17 protein-coding genes are annotated in these 25957 nt (G+C 69.5%); 6 read left to right on the top strand and 11 right to left on the bottom strand.

The genetic code is table 11. The annotated features are described in order from the left end of the window. Window positions 1-52: 52 nt before the first annotated feature. Entirely contained in the window at window positions 53-607 is a 555-nt protein-coding gene (locus ACFQ0E_RS03020) for a DUF2058 domain-containing protein (protein WP_386822216.1), read from the bottom strand. An 81-nt stretch (window positions 608-688) separates the two neighbouring features. On the opposite strand from ACFQ0E_RS03020, the gene ACFQ0E_RS03015 reads away from it, so the two are divergent. Next, window positions 689-1186, top strand: coding sequence for a M48 metallopeptidase family protein (locus ACFQ0E_RS03015; RefSeq protein WP_386822215.1), 498 nt, complete (start codon window positions 689-691; stop codon window positions 1184-1186). 79 nt (window positions 1187-1265) lie between these two features. On the opposite strand, the gene ACFQ0E_RS03010 is transcribed toward ACFQ0E_RS03015, so the two are convergent. The 3 genes from ACFQ0E_RS03010 to ACFQ0E_RS03000 form a co-directional block, all read right to left on the bottom strand. Continuing rightward, window positions 1266-2459, bottom strand: coding sequence for a BaiN/RdsA family NAD(P)/FAD-dependent oxidoreductase (locus tag ACFQ0E_RS03010; RefSeq protein WP_386822214.1), 1194 nt, complete (start codon window positions 2457-2459; stop codon window positions 1266-1268). 248 nt (window positions 2460-2707) lie between these two features. Further along, window positions 2708-4144: a nicotinate phosphoribosyltransferase gene (locus tag ACFQ0E_RS03005; protein ID WP_386822213.1), complete on the bottom strand. Its 1437-nt coding sequence runs from the start codon at window positions 4142-4144 to the stop codon at window positions 2708-2710. Between the two features lie 68 nt (window positions 4145-4212). After that, complete coding sequence (locus ACFQ0E_RS03000) at window positions 4213-5289, bottom strand: bifunctional nicotinamide-nucleotide adenylyltransferase/Nudix hydroxylase (RefSeq protein ID WP_386822212.1); 1077 nt, start codon at window positions 5287-5289, stop codon at window positions 4213-4215. A gap of 538 nt (window positions 5290-5827) precedes the next feature. On the opposite strand from ACFQ0E_RS03000, the gene fusA reads away from it, so the two are divergent. Further along, entirely contained in the window at window positions 5828-7861 is a 2034-nt protein-coding gene (gene fusA / locus ACFQ0E_RS02995; RefSeq protein ID WP_386822211.1) for an elongation factor G, read from the top strand. A 98-nt stretch (window positions 7862-7959) separates the two neighbouring features. On the opposite strand, the gene ACFQ0E_RS02990 is transcribed toward fusA, so the two are convergent. After that, window positions 7960-8826 (bottom strand): hypothetical protein, encoded by an 867-nt coding sequence (locus tag ACFQ0E_RS02990; RefSeq protein ID WP_386822210.1) that lies wholly within the window; start codon window positions 8824-8826, stop codon window positions 7960-7962. A 126-nt stretch (window positions 8827-8952) separates the two neighbouring features. Between ACFQ0E_RS02990 and ACFQ0E_RS02985 the strand changes: the two genes are divergently transcribed. Then, a complete protein-coding gene (locus ACFQ0E_RS02985; RefSeq protein ID WP_386822209.1) occupies window positions 8953-10758 on the top strand; it encodes a monovalent cation:proton antiporter-2 (CPA2) family protein in 1806 nt (601 codons plus the stop codon). Between the two features lie 133 nt (window positions 10759-10891). Here ACFQ0E_RS02985 and ACFQ0E_RS02980 read toward each other — a convergent pair whose 3' ends face one another. Then, window positions 10892-14128, bottom strand: a complete 3237-nt coding sequence (locus ACFQ0E_RS02980) for an ankyrin repeat domain-containing protein (RefSeq protein WP_386824012.1) — start codon at window positions 14126-14128, stop codon at window positions 10892-10894. 97 nt (window positions 14129-14225) lie between these two features. Further along, a complete protein-coding gene (locus ACFQ0E_RS02975) occupies window positions 14226-14495 on the bottom strand; it encodes a YcgL domain-containing protein (protein WP_386822208.1) in 270 nt (89 codons plus the stop codon). A 399-nt stretch (window positions 14496-14894) separates the two neighbouring features. Here ACFQ0E_RS02975 and ACFQ0E_RS02970 point away from each other — a divergent pair, with 399 nt between their 5' ends. Next, the gene (locus tag ACFQ0E_RS02970; protein WP_386822207.1) at window positions 14895-17294 is read left to right on the top strand and encodes a S9 family peptidase; all 2400 of its coding nucleotides are present in this window, start codon (window positions 14895-14897) and stop codon (window positions 17292-17294) included. A gap of 111 nt (window positions 17295-17405) precedes the next feature. Then, the gene (locus ACFQ0E_RS02965; RefSeq protein WP_386822206.1) at window positions 17406-19154 is read left to right on the top strand and encodes a phosphoethanolamine transferase; all 1749 of its coding nucleotides are present in this window, start codon (window positions 17406-17408) and stop codon (window positions 19152-19154) included. 33 nt (window positions 19155-19187) lie between these two features. Here the strand turns inward: ACFQ0E_RS02965 and ACFQ0E_RS02960 are convergent, their stop codons facing one another. After that, window positions 19188-19733, bottom strand: coding sequence for a VOC family protein (locus tag ACFQ0E_RS02960; RefSeq protein WP_386822205.1), 546 nt, complete (start codon window positions 19731-19733; stop codon window positions 19188-19190). Between the two features lie 44 nt (window positions 19734-19777). After that, a complete protein-coding gene (gene hppD / locus ACFQ0E_RS02955) occupies window positions 19778-20803 on the bottom strand; it encodes a 4-hydroxyphenylpyruvate dioxygenase (protein WP_386822204.1) in 1026 nt (341 codons plus the stop codon). 120 nt (window positions 20804-20923) lie between these two features. Here hppD and ACFQ0E_RS02950 point away from each other — a divergent pair, with 120 nt between their 5' ends. After that, window positions 20924-21805, top strand: a complete 882-nt coding sequence (locus ACFQ0E_RS02950) for a LysR family transcriptional regulator (RefSeq protein ID WP_386822203.1) — start codon at window positions 20924-20926, stop codon at window positions 21803-21805. A gap of 88 nt (window positions 21806-21893) precedes the next feature. On the opposite strand, the gene ACFQ0E_RS02945 is transcribed toward ACFQ0E_RS02950, so the two are convergent. Both ACFQ0E_RS02945 and ACFQ0E_RS02940 read right to left on the bottom strand, forming a co-directional pair. Continuing rightward, window positions 21894-24047, bottom strand: a complete 2154-nt coding sequence (locus ACFQ0E_RS02945; RefSeq protein WP_386822202.1) for a S9 family peptidase — start codon at window positions 24045-24047, stop codon at window positions 21894-21896. Between the two features lie 44 nt (window positions 24048-24091). Then, on the bottom strand, window positions 24092-25948 hold the full coding sequence (locus tag ACFQ0E_RS02940) for a hypothetical protein (RefSeq protein WP_386822201.1): 1857 nt from the start codon (window positions 25946-25948) through the stop codon (window positions 24092-24094). Between the last annotated feature and the right edge of the window lie 9 nt (window positions 25949-25957).

The raw sequence follows: 25957 nt of genomic DNA, 5'->3' as shown, positions 1-25957 counted from the left end.
TAATCAGGACTATGGTGGTTCAGTGCTTGATGTCCGGGTCAGCGCCGCGCGCTCACCACATCAGATCGTCCGGCACCTTGAACTGCGCGTAGTAGGCGTCGTCTTCCGAGGTGCTGGCCTCGGGTTCGCTGCCGGTGGCCTGGCCGTGGTCGAGGACGATCATGCTGGCGTCGCGTTCGCGGACCTTGTCGGCGGCGGGGCGGGGCAGGAGCTCGAAGCGGTCGTCGATGCGTGCGATGACCAGCGCGCCGGAAGACAGCTTCCTGCGCAGGTCGTCGTTGACCAGCAGGGTGCGGATGGCGCCGTCGACGACGAAGCGGTATTCGCTCTCGCCGGTGCGCGGCACCTTGCGGTCGTTGATGATCTGCCGCGCCTGGGCGCGCAATTCGGCGGTGCGGGCCTGCGTCTTGCGCTCGGCTTCCAGCGCGCGGTCGCGTTCGACCTTCTCGGCGCGTGCGCGCTCGGCTTCCAGCTGGATCTCGCTCGGGCCTGACGCGGCCTTGGCGTGCTTGGCCTTGTGCTGTTCGCGGGCCACTTCGGCCACCTTGGACTTCTTGACCAGGCCGGCCTTGAGCAGCTGTTCCTGGAGCGGGTTCGCCTTCGCCATGTCGCGGTATCCTGCGGGGATGTTCTGATCCGGTTGTCCGCGCATGATACCCGCCGATCCCGCTGCCTGGTCGCCCCGCCGATGGACGCACTGAAGTACCTCGCCGGCTATCCGGAGCCCCTGCTGGCGCAGGTCCGCGCCCTGATCGACGCGGACCGGCTGGGCCCGATGCTGGCCGAGCGCTACGCCGAGCGCCACGCGGTGCGCAACGACGGCCAGCTGTACGACTACGTGCAGGCGATGAAGGACCGGTATCTGCGCAAGTCCGTGCCACTGGGCAAGGTGGTCTACGACGGGAAGTTGCAGGTGGTGCAGCACGCGCTGGGCACGCACACTGCGATCTCCCGCGTGCACGGCGGCAAGCTCAAGGCCAGCCGCGAGATCCGCATCGCCAGCGTCTTCCGCGACGCGCCCGCCGAGTTCCTGAAGATGATCGTGGTGCACGAGCTGGCGCACCTGAAGGAAACCGAGCACAACAAGGCCTTCTACCAGCTCTGCACGCACATGGCGCCGGACTACCACCAGCTGGAGTTAGATTTGCGGTTGTATTTGACGCAGTTGGATTTGGAGACGAGGTGAGATTGGCAGGGATTCGAGCGCGCGAAACCTTGCGTCGAAAAGCCGGTGCGCTGTAGCGCACCCTATCGGGTGTTTCGAGTCACACTGCCATGCCTGCAGCGTTTCCTGACGCCCAGGCCCACTGGAAGTTGTAGCCGCCGAGCCAGCCGGTGACATCGACGACTTCGCCGATGAAATGCAGGCCGGGCAGGTGTTTCGACATCATCGTGCTCGACGACAGTTCGTCCGTGTCCACGCCGCCGAGGGTGACTTCGGCGGTGCGATAGCCTTCGGTGCCGTTCGCGATCAGCGGGAAGGCCTGCAGGAAGGTCGCGATCTCGCGCAGCTGCGGATCGTTGTACTGCCGGATCGGCCGGCTCGGGAACCACACTTCGCACAGACGCTCGGCGAAGCGCTTCGGGAAGAATTCGGCGAGCGCGGTGCGCAGCTCGATGCCGGGGCGGCTCGCGCGCAGGGATTTGAGCGTCTCGAAGGCGTCGGCCTGCGGCAGCAGGTCGAGCAGCAGCTCGTCACCGACGTTCCAGTACGAGGAGATCTGCAGGATCGCCGGGCCGCTGACGCCGCGATGGGTGATCAGCATGAAGTTGCTGAAGGCGCGGCCGTTGCACTGCGCGGTGACCGGCAGCGACACGCCGCTGAGCTCGGCGAAACGTTCCTGCGGCTTGCCGGTCATCGTCAGCGGCACCAGGCCGGCGCGCGTCGGCAGCACGGTGTGGCCGAACTGCCGTGCCAGCTCGTAGCCGAAACCGGTCGCGCCCATGCTCGGGATCGACAGTCCGCCGGTGGCGACGACCAGCGACGGCGCGCGCAGTTCGCCGAGCGTGGTGCGCACGCGAAAACCGTCGTCGGTCTTCTCGACGCCTTCGACGCTGCAGCTGGTATCGATACGCACGCCGGCATCGGCGCATTCGTCGAGAAGCATCTTCACGATCAGCTTCGACGACTCGTCGCAGAACAACTGGCCGAGTTCCTTCTCGTGGTAGGCGATGCCGTGCGCCTCGACCATGTCGATGAAGTGCTGCGGCGTGTAGCGCGCCAGTGCCGACTTGCAGAAATGCGGGTTGTTCGAGAGGAAATTCGCTGGCGTGGTACCGGTGTTGGTGAAATTGCAGCGCCCGCCGCCGGACATCAGGATCTTCTTGCCGCAGCGGTTCGCGTGCTCGACCACCCGCACGCGCTTGCCGCGCAGACCGGCCACGCGCGCGCACATCAGGCCCGCCGCGCCGCCGCCGATGATGATGACGTCGCTGGTGGTGGTGCGGTCTATGCTCATCGAGAGGTCGGTCGGGGACGGGGGTCTGGGCGCTATTGTAGGGAAACACGCGAATTGAACGCGAAACAGCCGGCCAATCCGCTATTGCGGGTAGAAAAAAGCAACGTCATCCTCGCGCAAGCGAGGACCCATGCATCAGCGACGATCTGGCTTGGGTCCTCGCTTGCGCGAGGATGACGAGGATTTTGATGGCTCGCAAAAGCCCCGTCTCCCGCCACGGTCACATGACGGGAAACGGGGCGCACGAATCACAGCTTCACCGTATCCGCGTTGGCGCGCACCTCGGCGAAGGTCCAGTCGCGCAGCAGGCGACCGTCCTCCCACACCGTGACCATGGCGTCATCGAAGCCGGCGGGCATCTCGACATCCGCCAGCGAGGCAGCCTCGGCGGAGACAGGCACGGTTCTGTAGCTGCCGTACTCCCGGTGACGCAGCAGGGTCATCCGGCCGCGTTTGCTCTGCTTGCCCTTGTCGGTGATCGGATCCTTGTAGACGTCGATCCACTGGCCGTCGACGCGCGCGGCACTGCACTTGAGCGCGAACTTCTGCGTGTCGCGGTTCAGCTGCTGCAGCAGCGCGCCGCCCATGCCGAAGGCGAGGTTGTCGGTGGCGTAGCCGTCGCTGGTCACGCGTTCGAGGATCGCGCGCAGGCTCGTCGGATTGATGCCGTCGCCCTGGATCACGCGGACGTGGTTCAGCACCTTGTAGCCCTTGCTGTTGACCGTGTGGCCGAAGGCCTCGTCGAGCAGCTCGATGCACTGGTGCACCACCGCGACCGGATCACCCGAGTCGGGACGCACGACCAGCGTGCCACCGGAGGCGATGACTTCGTCGCGCAGGGTCTTGCCCCAGTGCTCGCGGATCGCGTGGTAGATGTCGTAGCTGTCCGACACCACGGCGACGATGCTGCCGGGCTTCGCGAATTGCTTCAGCATGTTGCGATAGGCATCGAGTTCGCGCTCGCGGCCCCAGCTGGTGATCGTGCTGTGCTCGGCGGCGGGGATCGAATAGCCGGCCATGGGCTCATGGTAGTGCGCTCGCGCCAGCAGCAGGCCCGATACAGTGTCAGTGCCCATGAAGTTCACCAGGTGCGCTGCACCGCCGAACGCGGCCGATTCCAGGCTGGATACGCCGCGCGCGCCGAAGTCGTGCAGCTTGAACGGCAGCTGGCCTGCGGGATCGTCGCTGGTGCGTTCGAGGAACTGGCGGATCGTCTGCTTCGCGTGCCAGCTGATCGTGGCCACGGTGATCGGATACCAGATGCGCAGCAGCATCGTTTCGAGATACGACGGCACCCAGAAGGCTGCGGGATCGGTCGACTCGATGGTCATCAGCGCGTGATGCGTAGGCACGACGCTGCCTTCGGGGACCGCACGGATGCGGATCGGCAGATGGCCGCCGAGGCGATCGACGATATCGCGCCAGCCGGCCTCGTTGAACGGCTCGCCGTGCGCGGCGAACAGGTCGCGCGCTTCATCCACGTCCGCATGCGTGATCGGCGTGGACAGATATTCCTTGAGAATGGCCTGCAGGCCGAAGAACACGGTGCGGTCGTGCACGCCGCCGCGCGATTCCACGTAGAAGAAGGTGGCGTCGGTGCCGGGCGGGTACTGCAGCCAGTGGCTGGCCTTGTAGCTGTCGGTGTTGAGCAGCAGGTTGCGCAGCGATTGATTGAGCGATTGCATGACGGGAAGCTCCTTCGCGTCGTTGGAAGCCGCCGGTCTATCCGGCGACGGGTGTGCGGTCGCGCGTGTCAGACGCGGCCGAGGAAGAATTCGAGGATGTGCAGGTGGTCTTCGTACAGCTTCGGCCCCATCTCCAGCGCCTCGCTGACCGGCACCCAGCGCGCCTTGTCGGCATCGTCGCCGCCACGCACCTCGGGCAGTTCGCCGCTGGGGAAATCGAAGTGGAAGGCGTGGGTGATCGTGCGTCCGCGCTGGCTGCGTTCGGGGTGGTCGAACACGTGCTGCCGCTTCAGCGAACCCTTGAGCACGGGGATCGGAATCTTCAGCCGGGTTTCCTCGCGCAGCTCGCGCAGGCAGCTGTCGAGGAGCGCTTCGTTCTGGCCGACGAAACCGCCGGGCAGCGCCCAAAGACCCTTGCCGGGTTCGGCGCGGCGGCGCACCAGCAGCACGTGGCCCGAATGCACCACCACCGCGTCGGTGGTGACGAAGGTCGGCGGATACGGCGCGTCCTTCCACGCCGCCTTGTACTGCTCGATGAAGCGGTACTCGGCGACCAGCTGCGTGTAGGCCGGCGAACTCCTGCGGAAGGCTTCGAGCATCTCGAACACCGGGTGCGGCACGTTCGCGCGCAGCATCAGCAAGGCGCCGTGGAAGTCGATGTCACCGGCTTCGAAAAGATAGCGACGCAGTTCCGTCGCCGACAGCGCCTCGGTGTGCTGTACGTCGACCAGCGGCCACTGCGGGAATTCGCGGAGGTAGTAGCTCGATGCATCCTTGTCGAAACCGATCAGCCCGACGCGCGCATTCGCATCGCCGCCGTCGTCGCGGATCGCCTCGGCCACGGTGCGCTGCACCCCGGCGATCCACAGGCTTTCGTTGTAGAGATGATCGCGCAGCGGGCGCAGGATCAACCGGTCGGTTGCGCCATCGAGCGCCGCCTGGATCATCACCGAACGCTCGGCGACGGACCATGGATTGCGCAGGCTGCGGGGGGTATCGGCCGAGCCGATCAGGAAGATGACTTTCTTCGCGCGCCCCAGTGCGTGGCGGGCAACGGCCGCGTGGCCGTTGTGGAAGGGCTCGAAACGCCCGATGAAGACGAGGTAGTCGAAGTCGACCGCAGTGCGGTCCGGTGTGCGATCCATGAGGCTCCCTCACGGTTGGGTGGACGGCGCCGAGTCTGTCCCGGGCCTTGGTGTCGATGCTACGCCGATGGTGGGCGGTTTCAAGTGCCCCGGCCACGCAACATTGCGTGCCGAGGGGACTCGATTGACCCGGCGAACGGCCGGGCGCAGAATGCGCGCCTTCCTTCCCTCTCACCCGGCACGGCCATGATGCGGACCCCGCTTCTGATACTGCTGAACCGCCAGCGCGCGAGCGCGGGCCGGGTGCGCCTGCCTCACGGAGCGGGACGCCGGGAATCCTGAGGATTCCGGTAGTCCAGGCTTCACGCAGCAAGCACCCGCGAGGGTGCTTTTTTGTTGCCCGCGATCCGTCGCTTCGATGCGTCGCCATCCACCAGTCCCTTCATCGTCGCGGCATCTGTCGACGACATCCCCCTGATGCTTTTTTCACCGAGGAGAACGTGCCATGAGCATCGCCGCCGAGACCGAACCGTAGCCGCACGCCCTGTCGCCAACCGGGGTGTGCGGCCCCGCATGTTGGCGACCTGGAATGCAACACATGAACACCTTCACACTCTCCCGCTGGCGCAATCTCGGCATCATCGCCCACGTCGACGCCGGCAAGACCACGCTCACCGAACGCCTGCTGTGGGCGTCTGGCGCGATCCATCGCATCGGTGAAGTCCACGACGGCGCCGCGACCACCGATTTCGACGAGATCGAACAACGCCGCGGCATCACCATCGGCGCCGCCGCCGTGCGCATCGACTGGATGCGCGACGACGTCGACCATCGCCTGACCCTGATCGACACGCCGGGCCACATCGATTTCGCGATCGAAGTGGAACGCTCGCTGCGCGTGCTCGACGGCGCGGTCGCGGTGTTTTCCGCCGTCGACGGCGTGCAGCCGCAATCCGAGACCGTGTGGCGACAGGCGCAGCGGCATCGCGTGCCGCTGCTGGCCTACGTCAACAAGATGGATCGCCCCGGTGCCTCGTTTGCGCGCGTGCTGGCGCAGATGCGCGAGAAGCTCGACGCGACGCCCCTGCCGATCGGCCTGCCGCTCGGCGAGGAAGCCGCGTTCGAAGGCTGGGTCGACCTGGTCGATCCAGCCGTGGTGACGTGGGACGCGCACGGCAACGCGATGCGTCGGGCATGGTCGGACGAGAGCGCGCTGCACTACGTCGCGGCGCGCCAGCGCCTGGTCGAGGCTGTCGCCGAACACGACGACGCGCTCGCGCAGCTGTGGCTCGACGAACAGCCGATCGACGCGGCGACGCTCCGCGCGGCCCTGCGTCGCGTGGTCATCGCCGGCCTCGGCGTGCCGGTGCTCGCCGGTTCGGCGATCCGCAACAAGGGCGTCGACACGCTGCTCGATGCGATCGTCGATTACCTGCCGTCGCCGCTCGATCGTCCGGCCGTGCCTGCGCAGCAGGGCGAGGACACCGTGCTCTTGTCGCCGGACCCGCAAGGTCCGTTGGCCGCGCTGGTGTTCAAGGTGGCGCACCAGGACCACGGTCCGGTGACCTACATGCGCGTCTATTCGGGCACGCTGCGTACCGGCGATGCGGTGTGGTGTTCGCTGTCGGCGCGCATGCGTCGCATTGGTCGGCTGGCGGTGGTGCAGGCGAACCGGACGCACGACATCGACATGGCATGCGCCGGCGAAATCGTCGCCGTGCTCGGCTGGAAGGACGCGGCCAGTGGCGACACGCTCAGTGACGCGCACATGCGGTTCGCGCTCGACACCATCCGCGCCCAGCCGGCGGTGCTGGCGTGGCGGCTCAGCGCTGCGAATGCGGGCGATCTGATCCGACTCGGCCAAGGCCTCGCGGCGCTGGCGCAGGAAGATCCGTCGTTCCGCGTCGGCACCGATCCCGACACCGGCGAAACCCTGGTGTGGGGCATGGGCGAGCTGCACCTGGACGTCAAGGTCGAGCGCCTGCGCAAGGACTGGCGCGTCGACGTGCGTACCGGTTCGCCGCGCGTGGCCTGCCAGGAAACGCCGGCGCGTGCGGTGCAGGGCATCGAAGGCAAGGTGTCGAAGCAGACCGGTGGTCCCGGGCAATTCGCCCGCGTGGCCATCGACTTGTCGCCACGCGACGACGGCGACGTGGTGTTCGTCGACCGTACGCGCGGCGGCGCGGTGCCGAAATCCTTCGCATCCGCGACCGAGCGCGGCGTCCGCGAGGCGCTGTCGTCCGGCCCGCACGGCTATCCGGTTGTGGGCGTGGAGGTCGTGCTGGTCGACGGCGAAACCCACGTCAACGACTCGTCGGAACTCGCGTTCCAGCGTGCCGGCATGGATGCGGCACGCGCGGCGCTGGCCCTGGCCGGCACCGTGGTGCTGGAACCGGTGATGACGCTCACCGTCGATACCCCGGCGGCGCATGTTGGCGATGTCGTCGGCGACGTGCAGCGCCGCCTGGGCCGGGTGGTCGCGATCGAGGACAAGGGCGCGCGTGCGGACATCGTGGCGCACGCGCCGCTGTCGCGCCTCGACGGTTACACCACCGCGCTGCGCTCGCTTACCCAGGGGCGCGCATCGGCCAGCATGGTGTTCCATCGCTACGAAGCCGCGCGCGCGGCATGATGCGCAGGGATGCGCGATCGAAGGGGTGCCGGGCGACCGGCGCCCCTTCGTTTTGCAGGGGGCTGGGAGTGTTGTTGCGACAGCGGCAGGCTGCGTGATCACCCACCCATCAGCGGACTGGTCATCCGGCGCTGGTTGCCTCCGCTGTGGAACTGGTTCGGGGCGAGCGCGTCGGTCTGCTCGGCGGTGAGGCCATGACCGTCCAGCCAGGGAATGATCTTGCGCGGGCCGGGGATGTAGGCCTCCCACTTGCCGGGCTGCGGTTCGGGGACGCCTTCGGCGATGAACATCACGGGCAGGGTGCCGGTCCAGTACGGGGCGTCGACATCGGGGCCTGTCGTCGGCGGTTTGAACGTCCAGCCGCGCACGGCCTGGATGCTGAGCTTGGCGAAGGCATCGCGCCAGAGCGCCATGTTCTTCTCGCTGCCGATCGCGCGCAGGTTGACGTGGCTGGCGTCGATGTTCATGACCTTGCCGTCGCGGCCGACCTTGACGTGGAGGTAGACCGTGGCGCCGATGCCGTTCGCCACGAGCGCCTGGGGATAGGCCGGCATCCGGCCGCGGCGTGCGACGCTGATCCTTGCTTCCGGCGGCAGGTCGGCTTCGAAGCTGGCACTGCGCAGCTCCAGCGTGTGCCGGTTTTCGTCCAGCGGCTTGACCACGTACAGCAGCGACATCCGCGAGCGGGTGGCCTGTGCGTTGGCGAGCGTCACCGGCTCGAAGGTCCAGTTCGACGCCAGCTTCGCGGTGAGGTCGACGATGCCTTTCGGCAACTTGTCCACGCCGTCGAGGGTATGCCCCAGCACTTTGCCGTCGGCGGCGATGACGATCTCGCCGCTGACCAGCAGGCTGGATTCGGCCTGGCGGCGGATGGCGTCGTCGTTGCGCTTGCCGGCGTGCACGGACAGCGCGGCGCCGAGGCAGAGCAGGAGGGTGAGCAGGCGCAGCGGGAGGGTGGAACGCATCGTGATGTCCATGGTGCCTGGGTCCGGGAGGGCAGCGTAGCAAACCAGAGCCGGGACGATGCTGCGTTCCCGCCCTGCGATTGCGGCCTGTCCGATGCCCGGCTAAGGTCGTCGCCGGAGGTGCTCATGCACGGTGATGGTCTGCAACTTGCGTTGGTCTTTCTGCTCGCGGCGGTGATCGCCGTGCCGCTGTTCAAGCGTTTCGGCCTGGGCGCGGTGCTCGGCTACCTGGCGGCAGGCGTGGTGCTGGGCCCGTTCGGGGCGAAGGTGGTGCCCGATGCGGCGCCGGTGCTCACGGCGAGCGAGATCGGTGTCGTGATGATGCTGTTCGTGATCGGTCTGGAGCTGTCCCCGGCGCGGCTGTGGGTGATGCGCCGGCCGGTGTTCGGCATGGGCGGCCTGCAGGTGCTGCTGTCGGGCCTCGCGCTGGGCGGAATCGGCCTGATGGTCGGCCTGGGCTGGAAGGCGGCGCTGGTCGTCGGCCTCGCGCTGGCGCTGTCGTCGACGGCGGTGAGCCTGCAGCTGCTGTCCGAGCGCAAGGCGCTGAACACCGAGCACGGGCGGACCGGTTTCGCGATCCTGCTGTTCCAGGACATCGCGGCGATCCCGCTGATCGCGGCCGTCCCGCTGCTGGGCGCGGCGGCGGCGAGCCCGGATCCGATCTGGCACGACGTGCTGAAGGCGGTGGGGGCGATCGCGGCGGTGGTGATCGGTGGTCGCGTCCTGCTGCGCCAGTTGTTCCGTCTGGCGGCGCGGATCGGCGTGCCGGAAATGCTGACCGCCAGCGCCCTGTTCGCGGTGCTCGGCGCAGGCTGGGTGATGCACCTCGCCGGCCTGAGCATGGGCCTGGGCGCGTTCCTCGCGGGCGTGCTGCTGGCTGATTCGGAGTTCCGCCACGAGATCGAATCGCAGATCGAGCCCTTCAAGGGCCTGCTGCTGGGCCTGTTCTTCATGGCCGTGGGCATGAGCATCGACCTGAAGCTCATCGCCGCCGAGCCCGGCCTGATCGTGCTCGGCACCTGCGCGCTGCTGCTGGTCAAGTCGCTGGTGCTGTTCGGGATCGGGCTGCGCCCGGGGGGCATGGGCTGGCGCGAGGCGCTGCAGCTGGGCGCGGTGATGGCGCTGGGCGGCGAGTTCGCGTTCGTGGTGCTGTCCGAAGCGGTGAAGGCGCGCCTGATCGACGATGTCCTGCAGAACCGGCTGATCGCGATCGTCGGTCTGTCGATGGCGCTGACGCCGCTGTCGGTGATCGCGGCCTCGCGCGTGCTGCGCGCGCATCCCGACCGTGCGCCCGCGCGCGAGTTCGATGCGATGCCGTCCGGGCATCCGCAGGTGATCCTCGCCGGCTTCGGCCGTTTCGGACAGATCGTGGCGCGCATGCTGGTGGCGCAGAAGATTCCGTTCGTCGCGCTGGAGACCGATGCCAAGCAGGTCGATTTCATGCGTCGCTTCGGCAACGCGATCTATTACGGCGACCCTGCGCGTCCGGACCTGCTGCGCTCGGCGGGCGCTGCGCACGCGAAGCTCTTCATCAATGCGATCGACAGTGCCGAAGCGAACGTGCGGGTGACGCGGGTCGTGCGCCGGCTGTATCCCGACATGCGCATCTTCGCCCGCGCGCACGACCGCCGGCATGCCTGGCAGTTGATGGATCTCGGTGCGGAGGTGACGCGCGAGACGTTCGCCTCGGGCCTGGAGATGGGACGCGATGTCCTGATCGCGTTGGGCATGAGCGAGGAACAGGCCACGCAGCGCGTGCAGAAGTTCCGTCTCCACGACGAGGAACTGCTCGCGACGCAGCACCTGATCTACGACGACGAGGCCGCGCTGCTGGAAAGCGCGAAACAGGCGCGCAGCGAGCTGGAGCAGCTGTTCGAGGCGGACGTGGAGGAGCAGACGCAGGCAGCGTCGGACGAGACGCGGGCGAAGTAGGAGGGCCTTCAGGCCCGAGCTTTTTGAGCTTTTGTAGGAGGGCCTTCAGGCCCGAGCTCTTGATCTTGCGTGTCGAAAAAAAGCTCGGGCCTGAAAGCCCTCCTACAAGGCAGAAGAAATCACCCGGGCCGGATTACTCCCGATCCTTCAGGAACCGCGCCATCGACAGCTGGCCGGTTTGCGGCGCGAATTCGGCGGCGACATCGATGAAGCCGCGCATCACCGCGATCTCGCGCGGCGTGCGGTTGAGCGCGTCGCGCGCGTCCGGCTCGGCGCCGTCGCGCATCAGTTGCTGGGTGACTTTCAGCAGGCCGTGCAGCGCGGCCAGGTGCAGCGGGCCGAAGCCGCGCGGATCGCGGACTTTCAGGTGCGCGCCTTCGTCGAGCAGGCGTTCCATGCCGGCGATGACCACGTCCTCGTCGCAGGCAGTGCCGGGTTCGGCGCGCGCGCCCAGCAGCAGGAGCAGCGGCGTGACGTTGCCGGCGGCCGGGGTATCGGGGTCGGCGCCGGCCAGCAGCAGCGCGTCGAACAGGGCGACCAGCCGGCGGCGGTCACGGCAGGTGAAGCCGAACAGCGCGGCGCAGTGCAGCGGCGTCAGGCCCTGGGCATCGGTGGCGTTGATGTTCGCACCTGCGGCGAGCAGGCGCGAACAGACGTCCGGCAGGCCCAGCGCGGCGGCGAGCATCAGCACGGTGACGTCGCCGGGCAGGCGCTGCTCCAGCGTGGCGCCAGCGGCGAGCAGGCGGTCGACGATCTCGATCTGGCGCATGCTCACCGCCGCCGACAGTGGCGTGGCACCGGTGCGCGCAGCGATTTCCGGGTCGGCGCCGCGCGCCAGCAGCAGCTCGATCACGCCGCGATGACCACCGCCGGCGGCGCGCAGCAGGGCGGTGCAGCCCTGGCTGTCGACGGTGTCGATCGGCATGCCCAGGTCGAGCAGGCGACGCACCGCGTCCGCATCGCCGGCGGTGGCCGCCTGCGGCAGGTCCGACGGCCGCAGCGCGCGGCCGGGCAGCTGCCAGTGGCGCCAGTCCAGCCAGTCGGCGAGGTCGCGGCGACCGCTGGCCAAGGCCACGCCCAGCGGCGTCTGGCCGTCGGCGGCGCGGACGTTCGGCGAGGCGCCGTGCAGGATCAGTTGCTTGAGGATCGGCTCGCGGCGCAGCGCGGCGGCGAGGTGCAGCGCGGTCATGCCGTGGTGGTCGCGTGCGCCGAAATCGACGCCGATCTCGATCAGGCGCGCGATCAGTCCGCTCCAGCCCAGGCGCACGGCGAGGGTGAGCGGCGGATCGCCGTTGGGGCTTGCGGCGAACGGGTCGGCACCGCGTTCGAGCAGGTCCAGCGCGAGCTTCTCCAGGCCGCGATCGGCGCGGTCGGCGGCGACGCAGGCGGCGAGGAAGCGCGCCAGGCCGCCGGCGCCGGCGGGCGAGACGCCGCGACGCAGCAGCTGCTGGATCGGCACGGTCGCCACCGGGCCCAGCGCCAGCCAGGCGAACAGCGGCGTGTCGCCGTGGCGGTCGCGCGTCTCTGGGTCGGCGCCGTGGCGCAGCAGCCAGTCGATGTGCACCGGTTCGGCCGGCGAGTCGCCGTCGTGCAGCAGGCTGCCGAGTTCACGCGGCGACACCAGCGGCAGCAGGCGCGGCAGGAGGTCCTCGCGGCCTTCGTAGAGCGCATCGCGCAGCATCGCGATCGGTGCGCGGTCCGGCGGCGGCGTGTCGTTGTCGGCATCGGGACCGACGCTGGCCGGCAGGAGATAGTGGGGATCGATGGCCGAGACCAGCGCCCAGCGCCCGGCGGCGGCGGCGCAGTCGATCGCGGCGCGACCCTCGGCGTCGCGATGGTTCCGGTCCAGGCCGAGGTCGAGCAGGGTCGCGATCAATCCCGGCGAGGGCGCATCGGCGAGGCAGGCGAGGATCAGGGCATGACGGCCCTGCGCATCGACCGCATGCACGTCGGGACGCGCCGGCAGCAGCGCCTTCAGCGCGGGCAGGCGCGCGCCGCGTGCGGCGTCGAGGAAGGGCGTGCGCTGTGCGTTGTCGCGGGCATGCACGTCGGCGCCGGCGCCGAGCAGGATGCCGATGATGTCGGCGTGCCCGGCCAGCGCGGCCTCGTGCAGCGCGCTGCGCCCGCGCATGTCGCGCGCATCGACCTTCGCGCGGTGCTTGAGCAGCAGCTGCACGCCGGCCGGATCGTCCTCGTCGCCGCCGGCCGCCGCGTGCAGCGCGGGCACGGCGCCGGGCAGGTCGGGCTTCGCGCCGCGTTCGAGCAGGAAGCGCGCGAGCCGCCAGTTGCCCGAGGTGCAGGCGATCGCCAGCGGCGAGGCGTGGTCGTGGTTGAGCGGATCGATCTCCGCGCCCGCGTCGCGCAGCAGCGCAGCGACGCCGGGGTCGGAGCTGCGTGCGGCGTGGTGCAGCGGCGTGTTGCCTTCGCCGTCGGCGATGCGCGGGTCGGCGCCGTTCGCGAGCAGGGTCATCACCGCTTCCGGACGCCCGTGCCAGCTGTCGCGGGTGGCCGCGACCAGCGGGGTCATGCCGCCGTGCGGTCCGTTCACATCGACGCCGTGGGCGATCAGGCCACGCAGCAGGCGCAGGTCGGGCAGCACGGCGGCCAGCATCGGCAGCGTGCGCTGGTCGCGCTCGTCGGCGCGCGGCAGGGCATGCGGGTTGGCGCCGGTTTCCAGCAGGCCGAGCGCGCGGTCGACGCGGCCGTGGCGCGCAGCGGCGTAGAGCGCGGCGTCGAGGTCGTCCTCGTCGACGGCGGTGGCCTCGGCCACATCCTCGGCCAGGGCTTCCTGGAGCAGGGCCTCGGCACTGAGCGGGGAGGGCGCGGCCATGCGCAGCAGGGCGAAGTGCGCCAGCGGCCACAGCACGAGGCAGGCGGCCACGGCCGGCCAGCGTGCGGCCGACGGCAGCAGGCCCGGCCAGGCCAGCAGCACGATGCCGGCAAGCGGCAGGATCAGCAGCAGCGCGGCGAGCAGGCCGTGCCAGTCGCGGGTATCGGTGTTGCCCAGCGCGCGCCAGTGTTCGGCGAGCGTGCCGCCCTCGCCTTCGAGCCAGCGCCACAGGGGCCAGGTGCGCCACAGGCCGATCAGCGCGCCGCCCACGATCGCGCTGACCGACAGCGCGGCGCCGAGCGTGCGGCCCTGCAGCAGCGCGGCCAGCGGCCAGGCGATCAGCGCGGCGAAGGCGGCCAGCGCCAGCGCCCACAATGCCAGCAGCGGCAGGGCGTCGGTCGCGCGCCCGCGTCCGCGCATCGCCAGCGCGAAGGCCGGCTGCGCGAGCAGGCCCGCGATCGCCACGACGCAGGCGCCCAGTCCGCCGCCGATCAGGGCCGCGCCGACGCCGGCCACGCCGGTCAGGGCGAGGCCCGCCAGCAGCGGCACCGGGGCCGGCCGCCTGCGCGGCGCAGTGTTCAGGACCGCGTCGGTCAAGGCCGCGTCATCCGACGCCATGCCGTCCCGGGGGGTGTGGTCAGGCATCCGTGCCCCAGTCGTCGGTCATCGGATCGAGCACGGTCTTCGGGAACTGCAGGTGGAAGCCGCGCTCGGCCAGGTTCGCGCGGACCACGGCGGCATCGGCCTGGGCCAGCTTCCGCTCGGGGGTCAGGGCCACGTCCAGCACGAAGCGCAGGTCGCCCAGCTGGGCGCGCACCGGCGGCGGCAGGCAGTCGAAGTCGTCGCGCGTGGCGAGATAGACGTAGGTATCGGCCTTCCGCTGGCTCTTGTAAACGTAGGCGTGCATGGCCGGTGGTGCCTCGGAGCGGACTCTTGCGACAGGGAACGACGACCGGCCCGAAGGCCGGCGGCAGTGCGACACGCCACAGGCCCCGAGGAGCCTGCCCCTGTCAGATCAATCACTTGCGAGACCGACCTGCGGCGGATGCGTGGGAGTATCGCCCAACTGCCCGATATTGTGGAACTTCGCGACGAATTGTGCGGGAAAGCACGCTTGCGGGCTAGGTCGGGGACAGGCGTTGCAGCGACGTTCCGACGGCCGGCCGCACAGGCGTGGCGCCGTGACGCAGGTCGTGGTCGCGACGGTGTGCGCATCTTGGCCCGCATCGCGGGTGGGTCCAGTGGCCCATGAAAAAGGCCATCGCACCCTCTAAGCTTCGGCGTCTTTCATCCGCCGGCGCCTTCCATGACCGTTCGCTCCCGCGCTTCCCGCTTCCGCGCTCCGCTCCGCAGCCTGCTCGCCTCCGCCCTCATCATCGGCACCGTGGTACCCGTCGTGCAGGCCGCCGAACCGCTCACGCTCGACACGGTCATGGCCGACCCGGACTGGATCGGCAATGCAGTCGAGCAGGCGTGGTGGTCGCTGGACGGCAAGACCGCGCTGTACCAGCGCAAGCGCGAGGGCGCGAGCATCCGCGACCTGTGGCAGGTGCCGGTGGCCGGTGGCGCGCCGGTGAAGGTCGGCGATGCCGCGCGTGCCGGGCTCGATGCCGCCCGCCCGGCGTACGACGCCACGCGCACCCGCGCCGCGTTCGCGCGCAACGGCGACATCTTCGTCCGCGACTTGCGCAGTGGCGCGCTCACCCAGCTCACCCGCACCGAAGCGCAGGAATCGCGCCCGCAGTGGAGTCGCGACGGCGCCCTGGTCTGGCGCGCCGGCAACGACTGGTATCGCTGGACCGCTGCGCTCGGCGTGGTCCAGGCCTCGAACGTGCAGGCCGCCGACGACCCGGCGAAGGCGCCGCCCGCGGACGACCTGCGTGACCGCCAGCTGCGCCTGATCGAAACCCTGAAGACCGACCGCGACCGTCGCGAGGCCGCGCGCGCGCAGGAACTGGCCTGGCGCCGCGCCGATCCCACCCGCGCGCCGCTGCCGACCTACCTCGGCAAGAACGTCGAGATCGCCGACAGCGCGCTGTCGCCCGATGGCCGCTGGCTGCTGGTCGTCACCACCGCCAAGGGCGCCGACGGCGGCCAGGGCGGCAAGATGCCGAAGTACGTGACCGAATCGGGTTACGAGGAATTCGAGGAGGTGCGCACCCGCGTCGGCCGCAACGCGCCGCAGCCGCACGCCCTGTGGCTGGTCGATGTCGATGAAGCGAAGGCGACGGAACTGAAGTACGACGCGCTGCCGGGCATCGCGGTCGATCCGCTGGCCGAACTGCGCAAGGCCGCGAAGCAGGATGCGCTCAAGGGCAACCGCCCGGTGCGCATCGAGACCGATGGCGACGGCCTCGGCCCGGCCATCCAGTGGAGCCGCGACGGCGGCAACGTCGCGGTGCTGGTGCGTGCGGTCGACAACAAGGACCGCTGGGTCGCCACGGTCGATCTCGCCGGTGCGAAGTTGCAGGCGCGTCACCGCCTGACCGACCCGGCGTGGATCAACTGGAACTTCAACGACTTCGGCTGGCTGCCCGATGGCCGCACGCTGTGGTACCTGTCGGAAGAGAGCGGGTATTCGCATCTGTACCTGCACGATGGCGCGAAGCCGCGCGCGCTGACCTCGGGCCAGTGGGAAGCCTCGTCGCCGGTGCTGTCGGCCGACACCAAGCGTTTCCTGTTCCTGTGCAACCGCGCCTGGCCGGGCGACTACGAAGTCTGCGAGGTGCCGCTGGCCGGCGGCGCGGTGCGCGAACTGACGTCGCTGGACGGCGTCGAGGATTTCGTCGAATCGCCCGAAGGCGGGCGCCTGCTGGTGCGTCATTCCGACAGCTACCTGCCGCCGCAGCTGGCGGTGGTCGCCGACGGCAATGCGCGCGACCTCACCGACACGCGCAGCGAAGCGTTCAAGGCGCGCACCTGGCTCGAACCCGAATACGTGAAGGTGCCCTCGAAGCACGGTGCCGGCACGATCTGGGGCAAGTACTACGGCCCGAAGACGCCCGAGCCGGGCAAGCGCTATCCGGTTGTGCTGTTCGTGCATGGTGCGGGCTACCTGCAGAACGTCAGCGACCGCTACCCGAACTATTTCCGCGAGCAGATGTTCCACCAGATGCTGGTCGAGCAGGGCTACATCGTGCTCGATCTGGATTTCCGCGCGTCCGAGGGCTACGGCCGCGATTGGCGCACGGCGATCTACCGGCACATGGGCGAGCCGGAGCTGCAGGATTACCTCGACGGCATCGACTGGTTGGTCGAGACGAAGCAGGCCGACCGCGACCGCGTCGGCATCTACGGCGGCAGCTACGGCGGCTTCATGACCTTCATGGCGCTGTTCAAGAAGCCGGGCGTGTTCAAGGCCGGCGCCGCGCTGCGTCCGGTCACCGACTGGTCGCAGTACAACCATGAGTACACCAGCAACATCCTCAACACGCCTGTGCTCGATCCGGAGGCCTTCAAGCGTTCCTCGCCGCTGGAATTCGCCGACCGCCTGCAGGACCACCTGCTGATCGCGCACGGCATGATGGACGACAACGTGTTCTACAAGGATTCGGTGATGCTGGCGCAGCGCCTGATCGAACTGCGCAAGGGCAAGTGGGAGCTGGCCAGCTATCCGCTGGAACGCCACGGCTACACCCGCGCGGCGTCGTGGTACGACCAGTACCGCCGCATCCACGAACTGTTCGAGCGCACGCTCAAGCCGTAATGGACGTGCCGCGTTGCCGGCGATCCCCGGCAACGCGGTCTTAACGCCGAACTAGCGGAAACTTGAGGTTCGCCTCATGTTCCGCTAATCCCGTGCGGGCATGCTGCGTGCATGCCCCATGCCGTCAAGACGTTCCGCCCGGCGCTCGGTGCCGGCTCAGTGCTGCTGCTCGTCGTCGCCTATCTCGTGGTCGCGCTGAACGCGCGGTTCTGGGGCGTCGTGTTCGACACGACAGGTCTGGCCGGGCTGCATGGCGCGAAAGTGGTCGCGGCCGTCGCCGCCGCGCTGTTCGCGCTGACCCTGCTGATGCTGCTGCCGCTGAGCCTGCGCTGGACCTTCCGGCCCGGGCTCGCGGTCGTGCTGCTGCTGTCCGCGGCGGCTGCGTTCTTCATCGGCGACTACGGCGCGGTGATCGATCGGCATGCGCTGGCCAGCGTGTACGCGACCGACGCGCGCGAGGCCGGCGAATGGCTGAGCCTGCGCATGCTCGCCTTCATCGCGGCCTTCGGTGCATTGCCGGCGGCGCTGCTGTGGTGGGTGCGGATCGACTGGCGCAGCGCACCGCGCGAACTGTGGTCGCGGCTGAAGCTCAGCGCGCTTGCCTTCGCACTGCTCGCCGTCGCTGCCGGCGTCGCCGGCAAGGACGTGGCTTCGCTGCTGCGCAACCGCATGGAGCTGCGCCACATCGCCAACCCGTTCGCGCTGCTCGCGGCGAACCTGTCCTACCTCGACCACGCACGCGATGCCGATCGCCCATTCGTGCGCATCGGCACCGACGCGCGTCGCGGCGACGTGCTCGTGCCGTCGAAGCGCCCGGTCGTGCTGGTGCTGGCGATCGGCGAATCGCTGCGCGCGGCCAGCCTGGACCTCAACGGCTACACCCGCGACACCGATGTCGACCTGCATCCGCTGCCGATCGTGAACTTCGGTCGCGTCGACAGCTGCGGCACCAATACCGCGACCTCGCTGCCCTGCATGTTCTCCGACCTCGGACGCGCCGCCTACGACGATGCCGAGGCGAAGCATCGCGAGAACCTGGTCGACGTGATCCAGCGCGCTGGCTACGAGGTGCTGTGGATCGACAACAACACCGGCAGCAAGGGCCTGGCCGCGCGCGCGAAGGAACTGTCCGCCGCCGAGGGCGCCGATCCGTCGCGCTGCAATGCCGACGGCTGCCACGACGAAGTGCTCGTCGATCGCCTGAAGACGCTGCTGCCGACGATCCGCCGCGACACGGTGATCGTGGTGCACCTGCTGGGCAGCCACGGACCGGCCTACCACGCGCGCTATCCCGCCGGTTTCGCGGTGTTCCAGCCCGAATGCCGGACCAACGAATTGCAGACGTGCAGCGATGCGCAGCTGCGCAACACCTACGACAACTCGGTGCTCTACACCACGCACGTGCTTGCCGAGATCGTGTCGCTGCTCGGCGAACCCTCGGCGCTGGTCAATCGGATGCCGATCGAAGCGCTGCGCTGTCGCGCGCGACGCGGCCATGCCGGCGCGGGCGCGTGCCCGGAGCCCGACGTGTCGCCGACGGCAGCGGTCGATCCCGGCATCGATGCCGCGATGCTGTTCGTTTCCGACCACGGCGAATCGCTCGGCGAGAACGGCCTGTACCTGCACGGCGCGCCGTACGCGATCGCGCCGGACGAGCAGACCCACGTGCCGATGCTGCTGTGGGCGTCGGATCGCTTCGCCGCGCGCCGTCGCCTCGACCTCGACTGCGTGCGTCGCGGCGCGGACCGGCCGCTGTCGCACGACCACTTCTTCCACAGCGTGCTCGCGCTCGCCGACGTGCGCACCGCCGCGCGCAAGCCTGCGCTGGACCTGTTCGCGGGCTGCGCGCCGTCGCGTTGACGGCGGCGCCTCCGCTCACGCACCGGTTGCGCATCACGCGCTCGCCGCGAACTCCTCGGCATGCAACCACGCGGCCTGGCGCACGGTGCGCCGGGTGCGTTGCCACTCGTCCATCATCGACGGCGCGAGGCGGTTGAGCTCCTCCAGCTGGCCGGGCTTGACCGTGTTCGCGGCCAGTTCGATGCGATGCCCGCTGGGGTCGTGGAAGTAGATCGACTGGAAGATCTCGTGGTTGGTCGGACCGATCACGTCCAGGCCCATGCCTTCGAGACGCGCCTTGGCGGACAGCAGCGCGTCCATGTCCTCGACCTCGAACGCGAGGTGCTGCACCCAGGCCGGGGTGTTTTCGTCGCGGCCCATCGGCAGCGAATTCGGCACCTCGAAGAAGGCCAGCACGTTGCCGCGACCGGCGTCGAGGAAGATGTGCATGTACGGGTCGGGTTCCTTCGTCGACGGCACGCGATCTTCGGAAATGGCCAGCACCAGGTCCATGTCCAGCGCGCGCTTGTAGAAATCGACGGTCTCGTTCGCGTCGCGACAGCGGTACGCGACGTGGTGAATGCCTCGGGTCAGGGCCATGCGTGTTCGCTCCGGGTCGTGTTCGGGAATGCCTGCGCGCCGGGTCAGAGGACCCCGCGACGCTCCTGGTCCTTCTCCAGCGAGCGGAACAGTGCGCCGAAGTTGCCTTCGCCGAAGCCGAGGTGTTCCGCGCGCTGGATGATCTCGATGAAGATCGGGCCGATGAAGTTGCGGGTGAAGATCTGCAGCAGGTAGCCGTCCGCGTCGCCGTCGACCAGCACCTGGTGCTCGCGGATGCGCGCGCGGTCCTCGCGCACGCCGGGCACGCGCTCGAAGACTTCTTCGTAGTACGCGTCGTCGATCTCCAGGGTCTCGATGCCGCTGCCGCGCAGCGCGTCGAGCGAGGCGAGGATGTCTTCGGTGAGGAAGGCCAGGTGCTGCACGCCGGGGCCGCGGTATTCGCGCAGGTATTCGGCGATCTGGTCCTTCTCGTCCTTGGGCTGGTTGATCGGGATGCAGAACGAGCCGTCGGGCGAGCGCAGCGCGTAGCTGGTCAGGCCGGTCTTCGCGCCCTGGATGTCGAAGTAGCGCACTTCTGTGAAGCCGAAGATGTCCTTGTAGAACGCGGCCCACTGCTCGCGCCCGCCGATCGGCACGTTGTTGGTCAGGTGGTCGACGACGAGGAAGCCCTTGTCCTGTTGCACGATCGGCTGGTCCAGCGGCACGAAGTCGCGGGCGTAGACATCCACGCCGACTTCGATGAAATACAGCACGCTGCCGCCGATGCCCCACACCGCCGGATACGCATGGTCCTTTGCCGCTGCCGGCACCGCTTCGGCGCCGCGCGCGACGGCGGTGGCCAGCGCGGCCTCGGCGTCGTCGACCAGCCAGCCCATCGCGCTGATCGCGGGGCCGTGGGCACGGGCGAAGTCGGCGGAATGGCCCTCGCGCTCGCCGTTGAGCAGGAAGTGGATGTCGTTCTGCCGGAAATGGACGATGTCGCGGGCCGGATGGCGGTGCAGCTTCGAGAAGCCGAAGGCGAGGAACAGGCGCTCCAGCTGGCCAAGGTCGGGGCCACAGAACTCGGTGAAGGCGATCCCGCGAATGCCGCAGGGGTTGGCGGTGTCCATTCGATGCTCCTCGTCTGACAGGGTCGGCGCAGGGGCCGGTTGGATTGACCCGGATTCTGGCGAGGCCGTACATTCGAAAAAAGCGAATTGAATTGCGGCTCTCTTTCAGGAATTTCGAACATGAAGGTGGACCTGGAGGCATTGCAGGCCCTGGATGCGGTGATCCGCCACGGCGGCTACGCCCAGGCCGCCGCGCAGCTGAACAAGGTCAGCTCGGCGCTCAGCTACCAGATCCGCAAGCTGGAGGAACAGCTGCGCCTGCCCCTGCTCGACCGCAGCGGCTACCGGGTGCGGCTGACGCCCGAGGGCGAGGCGGTGCTGGCCGAAGGCCGGCGCCTGCTGCTGCAGGCCGGACGGATCGAGACCCTGGCCGAGCAGCTCGGCAGCGGCTGGGAAGCCCGGCTGCTGGTGGTGGTCGACGGCATCCTGCCGCTGGCCGACACCCTGCAGGCGCTCAAGCGCCTGGCCGACGAAGGCGTGCCGACTCGCGTGCAGCTGAAGATCGAATTCCTCGGCGGCGTGCAGTACCGCTTCGCGAAGGAAGGCGCCGACCTGATGCTGGCCAAGGACTACGTGCCCGACCCGGCCTGCCGCGCCCAGGCGCTGGACCCGGTCGAATGCGTGCTGTGCGTGGCGCCGTCGCATCCGCTCGCCGCGCGCGACCACCCGGCCACGCTGGCCGACCTCCAGGCCCACGTCGAGCTGACCGTGCAGGATTCCAGCGAGCGCGGCGGCGAGCGCAACCTGTTCGGCGGCGAACGGGTGTTCCATCTCTCCGGCTTCGTCGCCAAGCGCCAGGCGCTGCTGATGGGCATGGGCTTCGGCTGGCTGCCGCGCTACCTCGCCGACGACCATCTGGCCGACGGCAGCCTCTGCGAACTGGCCTGGGAAGGCGGCTCGCGCTACCGCTTCACGCCCTGGCTGGTCGAACGGCTGGATCGCCCGCCGGGTCGCGCGGGACGGCGGCTGGTCGACCTGCTCTCGGGGCGCGTGGACGCATGAAAAAACCGCAGGCCCGGGGGCCTGCGGTCGGGTGCCATCGATGCTGGGGATTGGGCGCCGATGGCGGCCGGGGTGAACCGGCAGTGCTTCAATCGCGCGGGGCGGCGGTTCGGGGTTGCGCTGTCCTGCCATTCGTCGGCGCGCGCGGGCAGAGCGCGACCAGGGTCGGCCCGCACAGGCGCTGGCTGCCCGAGAGATAACCGCGCAGCGCGCCATCGGGCGGCGTCGGTGCCGGGCCGCCCAGGTGCCGATGCAGCATCGCTTCGAGCAGGTAGAGGTTCGATTCGCGGGCCAGCGGCGTGCGGTTGACGTGTCCGGCCTCGTCGTCGACGAACAGGCTCACGTCCTTGCCGGCCAGCTTCAGGCGTGCGGCGTATTCGACGACCCCGGCGATGCCCACGCGCCGGTCCTCGCCGCCGGCGACCAGCAGCACCGGCCGGCGCAGGCGCGCGAGGTTGGCCATCGGCGACTGCGCGCGCAGCGCGGCCATGCGCGCGGTGTCGTCCGGATCCAGCGCCAGCATGCGCAGCATGTCCGGCATCGGCACCGTGCGCCCCAGCGCCATCGATTCGGGATTGCGCAGGATCCAGCGCAGGGTCCAGGCCATGTCCGGTGGCGGCACGAATGCGATCGCGGCCTTGAACAGGTCCGGCTCGAAGGTGACGCCGAGCAGCGCCGCATAGCCGCCGAACGAGGCGCCGGCGATCGCCACCCGCTGCGGATCGCCGATACCCGATGCAAGCAGGTGGCGTGTGCCCTCGATGATGTCGCGCTGCACGCGGCCGTTGCCGAAGTCGCCGTTCGCTGCGAGCGTGTAGGCGATGCCATGGCCGGTCGAACCGCGGAAGTTCGGTTCGAACACGACGTAGCCGCGATGGGCGAGGTACTGCGCGATGCCGTTGTACTCCGGCCGCGCATGATTCCAAGGCCCGCCGTGCACCAGCACCACCAGCGGCGCCCGCGCGGCGTCGCGGCCTGGCGGCAGTTGCAGGAACCCATGCAGGCGCATGCCGTCGCTGGCCTGCCACTGCACGGGTCGACGATGCGAGAGCATCGCGTCCGGGATGTGCGTGGCCGGCGTGCGGTCGCGCGCATGCAGCGGCGCATCGTCGAACAGCAGCGACAGCGTGCCGGTCGCGGGGTCGTAGCGATGCCAGCGCAGGCCCTGCTGCCTGCCGCCGCGTGCTTCGACCAGCCACTGCACGCCCGGTCCGCGTCCGAGTGACAGGCGCAGGTCGCGGTCCGGCAGACGTGCGGCCAGCGCATCGAGGTGCGGGCGCAGGGTCGGGTCGAGCGCGTGGTTGCGCGCGATCGTGCTGCGATACGCAACGATCCGTGGTGCGTGCGTCGCAGGATCGATCACGATGCCATCCAGATCGGCTTCGCCGTACGGATCGGCATGCAGCACCTGTCGCGTACCGTCGCGCCCCAGGCGCAGCAGCGCGATGCGCTCGGTGCCGTCGCCGGTGTCGACATGCGCGCGCAGCAACAGGCTGCCGTCCTCGCCCGCGACCAGAGGCGTGCAGACGCGCATCTGCGTACAACGCAGCACTTCGGTCGCGCGGCCGTCGGTTTCGATGCGCCGCACCACCAGCGACAGCCCTTCGACGCGCTGCACATGGGTCAGCCGGCCGCGCGGATCCAGCGCGAAGCCGAGGATGCGATGCGCGGCGCCGTGCAGCAGCTCGCGACGCCCGCGTGCGTCGATGCGCACCAGATGCCATCGCGCCTGGGCCGCGATGCCGCGCGGCCCGGTGGTCTCCAGCACGATGGCCGCTGCCGGCCGGGTTTCGTCGATGCGCAGCAGTTCGCGGCGCACCTGCGCGCCGAGCGTCGCCATGCGGCCGGAGCGGCCCTGTCCCGCGCCATGCACGGTCACCGCCAGTGCATCGAGTTGCCCGGGCGATGCCAGCATCAACCAGCGACCATCGCCCGACCAGTCTAGCGATTCCGCCGGCGTGTGCGCGAGCAGGCGCCGCGTCGTGCCTTCGTCGAGCGTGCGCAGCCAGACTTCGCGCGCACGGCCGGCCTCGCGCAGCCAGGCGATGCGACGGCCATCGGGCGACAGCGTCACCGAGGACACCGTCGGCTGCAGCACGAAGGCCTTGCGCGGCAGCGGCGCCGTCGCAGCGGCGACAGGCAGCGATGCGAAACACAGGAGGAAGAGCGATGCGGCGATGCGGGCCGGCGCGCGGCGCGCGGGCACGGCGGGTCGCGTCGCGAACGTCGTCGTCAACGGCATGGGGAGCTCCGGGTGCCGGATCGTTGTCGATCCGGCTGATGGGTTCAGTGGGCGTGGTGCGCGTCGGTGTGCGTGTCGCGGCCTGGTTCGAGCAGGCGATCGGCCGGGCGATGCAGCAGCCACAGCGCACCGAGCGCGGGCGGCCCGAGCACCGTGCAGGCCGCGATCCAGGCCCAGCGACGCGCGGACGCCAGGTCGAGACGACGCGTGCGCCACCAGCCGCCGAGACCGGCCAGCAGCGACAGCACGGCTGCCAGCCACCACATCGCGCGCGGAATCGGCGCCGGCGTCGTGGTTTCCAGCGGCAGCGGCGGTGCGAACAGGCGCAGTGCGCGGTCGCGCACCGCATGCGATGCCGGCGAGATCACGAAGCTGCGGTAGCGGAACACGGCCGGGTAGTCGTATGCGAGCCGGCGTGTCGCGATGGTCTCGATGCGGCCGTCGTCATGCGCGCGCAGCACGTACTGCATGGGCGCGGGGCCGTCCTGGGTGTGGGCGTCGTAGGTGTTGCTGAACACGAACAGGTGTCCATCGACCAGTTCGATGATGTCGAGGTGGTAGATGTCGCGGTAGGCGCCGGGGATCGGCACGCGCAGGCGCGGCGTCATCGTGTCGCGATGCTCGGCCGCTTCGCGCGCATCGTAGAGGTACAGCGCGCGGTCACCGATCACGCCCAGTGTCTCGCCGAGCATGCCGACGCCGACGACATGCTCGCCTGCGGGCAGGCGGATGCGCGCGTGGATGCGCCGTTCCTCGCCGGCGTACTGGTACGCGGTATTGCCGGCGAACAGCAGCATGTCGTCCTTGCCGCCACCCGGCGCGAGGCCCACCGGCACCGCGGGCGCGGGGAACGCGGCCTGGCCGTCGCCCACGCCCAGCATGCCGACCGCACTGCGATCGCTGAGGCGCCAGCCGTGGAAGCGCATGTCGTCGTGGCTGAACACCCAGCGCACGCCCTGCGCGCGATCGTCGAATTCCATCGGTGCCACGTTCGCCAGTTCGTGACGCAGCGGCAGCCTGCGCAACTGCGAAGGAATGCCCAGCGTGTCCGACAGCGCGATCTGCTCCCGCAGCAGCGCCGCATCGGCATGCCGGCTGCCCTCCAGCGCCAGGCGCATCCGCGTCCGCGCGTCGGCCTTTTCCACTTCGTTGTGGCCACCGCGCGGCGGCACGGCGGTGTTGTTCGGATGCGAGCCTTCCGCGATCCAGGCGAACTCCGCGCCGAACGCCGCCAGCACCAGCAGCAAGGACACGCCGATCTGCAGCGGCATCGCCACGATCGCTGCGGCCAGCGGATGCGCCGGCGGCGCATCGAGATCGGGCTGGAACGAAGCCAGAACGACGGCCGCCAGGCAGAGCACGCACAGCGCCTGCAGCGCGAGCATCCCCGGACCGGTGGCCGAGGCCATCGGCAGCAGCAACAGGAAAGGCAGCACGGCCAACGCGCGCCGTGCGCCGCCGAGCATGCCCTGTGCGCCGGCGAGATAGCCGATCGTCGCCAGCTGCAGCCCGGACAGCGCCAGCAGCCAGTGACGCAGGTCGACCACACGCGCGGTCATCGTGTCCTGCCACAGCGCGACCAGCAGGATCGGGATCGCCACCACCATGGCAAGCGCAGCGACGCAGGCGAGCATGATGGCGACCGCGACGCGACGCGGCGGCATCGGCCGGTGCAGCAGGGTCAGCCAGACGTTCGCCTTGCGATAGGTGCCCATCTGGTACAGGCCCGCGAGCAGGCCGATCGCTAGGTAGCAGCCGCCGATGGTCCAGTGCACCACCAGCGGCTGCTGCGCGAGATCGACCACGCGGGTCAGGAAGGCGAGCACGATCAGGTGCGCGCCGGTCAGCGCCAGCGCCAGCGTGCGGAAGCGCAGCCATTCTGCCTTGAACAGTTCGAACATGACGATGCG

Source organism: Lysobacter brunescens, from assembly GCF_042677005.1.
GTDB lineage: Bacteria > Pseudomonadota > Gammaproteobacteria > Xanthomonadales > Xanthomonadaceae > Lysobacter_I > Lysobacter_I brunescens.
This window is presented reverse-complemented; position numbering and strand designations above follow the sequence as displayed.

Bases quoted from the DNA above. Each gene is read 5' to 3' on its own strand.
- ACFQ0E_RS02940 (WP_386822201.1), bottom strand. From the start codon at position 25,948: ATGTTCGAACTGTTCAAGGCAGAATGGCTGCGCTTCCGCACGCTGGCG.
- ACFQ0E_RS02960 (WP_386822205.1), bottom strand. From the start codon at position 19,733: ATGGCCCTGACCCGAGGCATTCACCACGTCGCGTACCGCTGTCGCGAC.
- ACFQ0E_RS02985 (WP_386822209.1), top strand. From the start codon at position 8,953: ATGCACGGTGATGGTCTGCAACTTGCGTTGGTCTTTCTGCTCGCGGCG.
- ACFQ0E_RS03015 (WP_386822215.1), top strand. From the start codon at position 689: ATGGACGCACTGAAGTACCTCGCCGGCTATCCGGAGCCCCTGCTGGCG.
- ACFQ0E_RS02990 (WP_386822210.1), bottom strand. From the start codon at position 8,826: ATGCGTTCCACCCTCCCGCTGCGCCTGCTCACCCTCCTGCTCTGCCTC.
- ACFQ0E_RS03000 (WP_386822212.1), bottom strand. From the start codon at position 5,289: ATGGATCGCACACCGGACCGCACTGCGGTCGACTTCGACTACCTCGTC.
- ACFQ0E_RS03010 (WP_386822214.1), bottom strand. From the start codon at position 2,459: ATGAGCATAGACCGCACCACCACCAGCGACGTCATCATCATCGGCGGC.
- ACFQ0E_RS02950 (WP_386822203.1), top strand. From the start codon at position 20,924: ATGAAGGTGGACCTGGAGGCATTGCAGGCCCTGGATGCGGTGATCCGC.
- ACFQ0E_RS02970 (WP_386822207.1), top strand. From the start codon at position 14,895: ATGACCGTTCGCTCCCGCGCTTCCCGCTTCCGCGCTCCGCTCCGCAGC.
- fusA (WP_386822211.1), top strand. From the start codon at position 5,828: ATGAACACCTTCACACTCTCCCGCTGGCGCAATCTCGGCATCATCGCC.
- ACFQ0E_RS02975 (WP_386822208.1), bottom strand. From the start codon at position 14,495: ATGCACGCCTACGTTTACAAGAGCCAGCGGAAGGCCGATACCTACGTC.
- ACFQ0E_RS03005 (WP_386822213.1), bottom strand. From the start codon at position 4,144: ATGCAATCGCTCAATCAATCGCTGCGCAACCTGCTGCTCAACACCGAC.
- ACFQ0E_RS03020 (WP_386822216.1), bottom strand. From the start codon at position 607: ATGGCGAAGGCGAACCCGCTCCAGGAACAGCTGCTCAAGGCCGGCCTG.
- ACFQ0E_RS02945 (WP_386822202.1), bottom strand. From the start codon at position 24,047: ATGCCGTTGACGACGACGTTCGCGACGCGACCCGCCGTGCCCGCGCGC.
- ACFQ0E_RS02965 (WP_386822206.1), top strand. From the start codon at position 17,406: ATGCCCCATGCCGTCAAGACGTTCCGCCCGGCGCTCGGTGCCGGCTCA.
- hppD (WP_386822204.1), bottom strand. From the start codon at position 20,803: ATGGACACCGCCAACCCCTGCGGCATTCGCGGGATCGCCTTCACCGAG.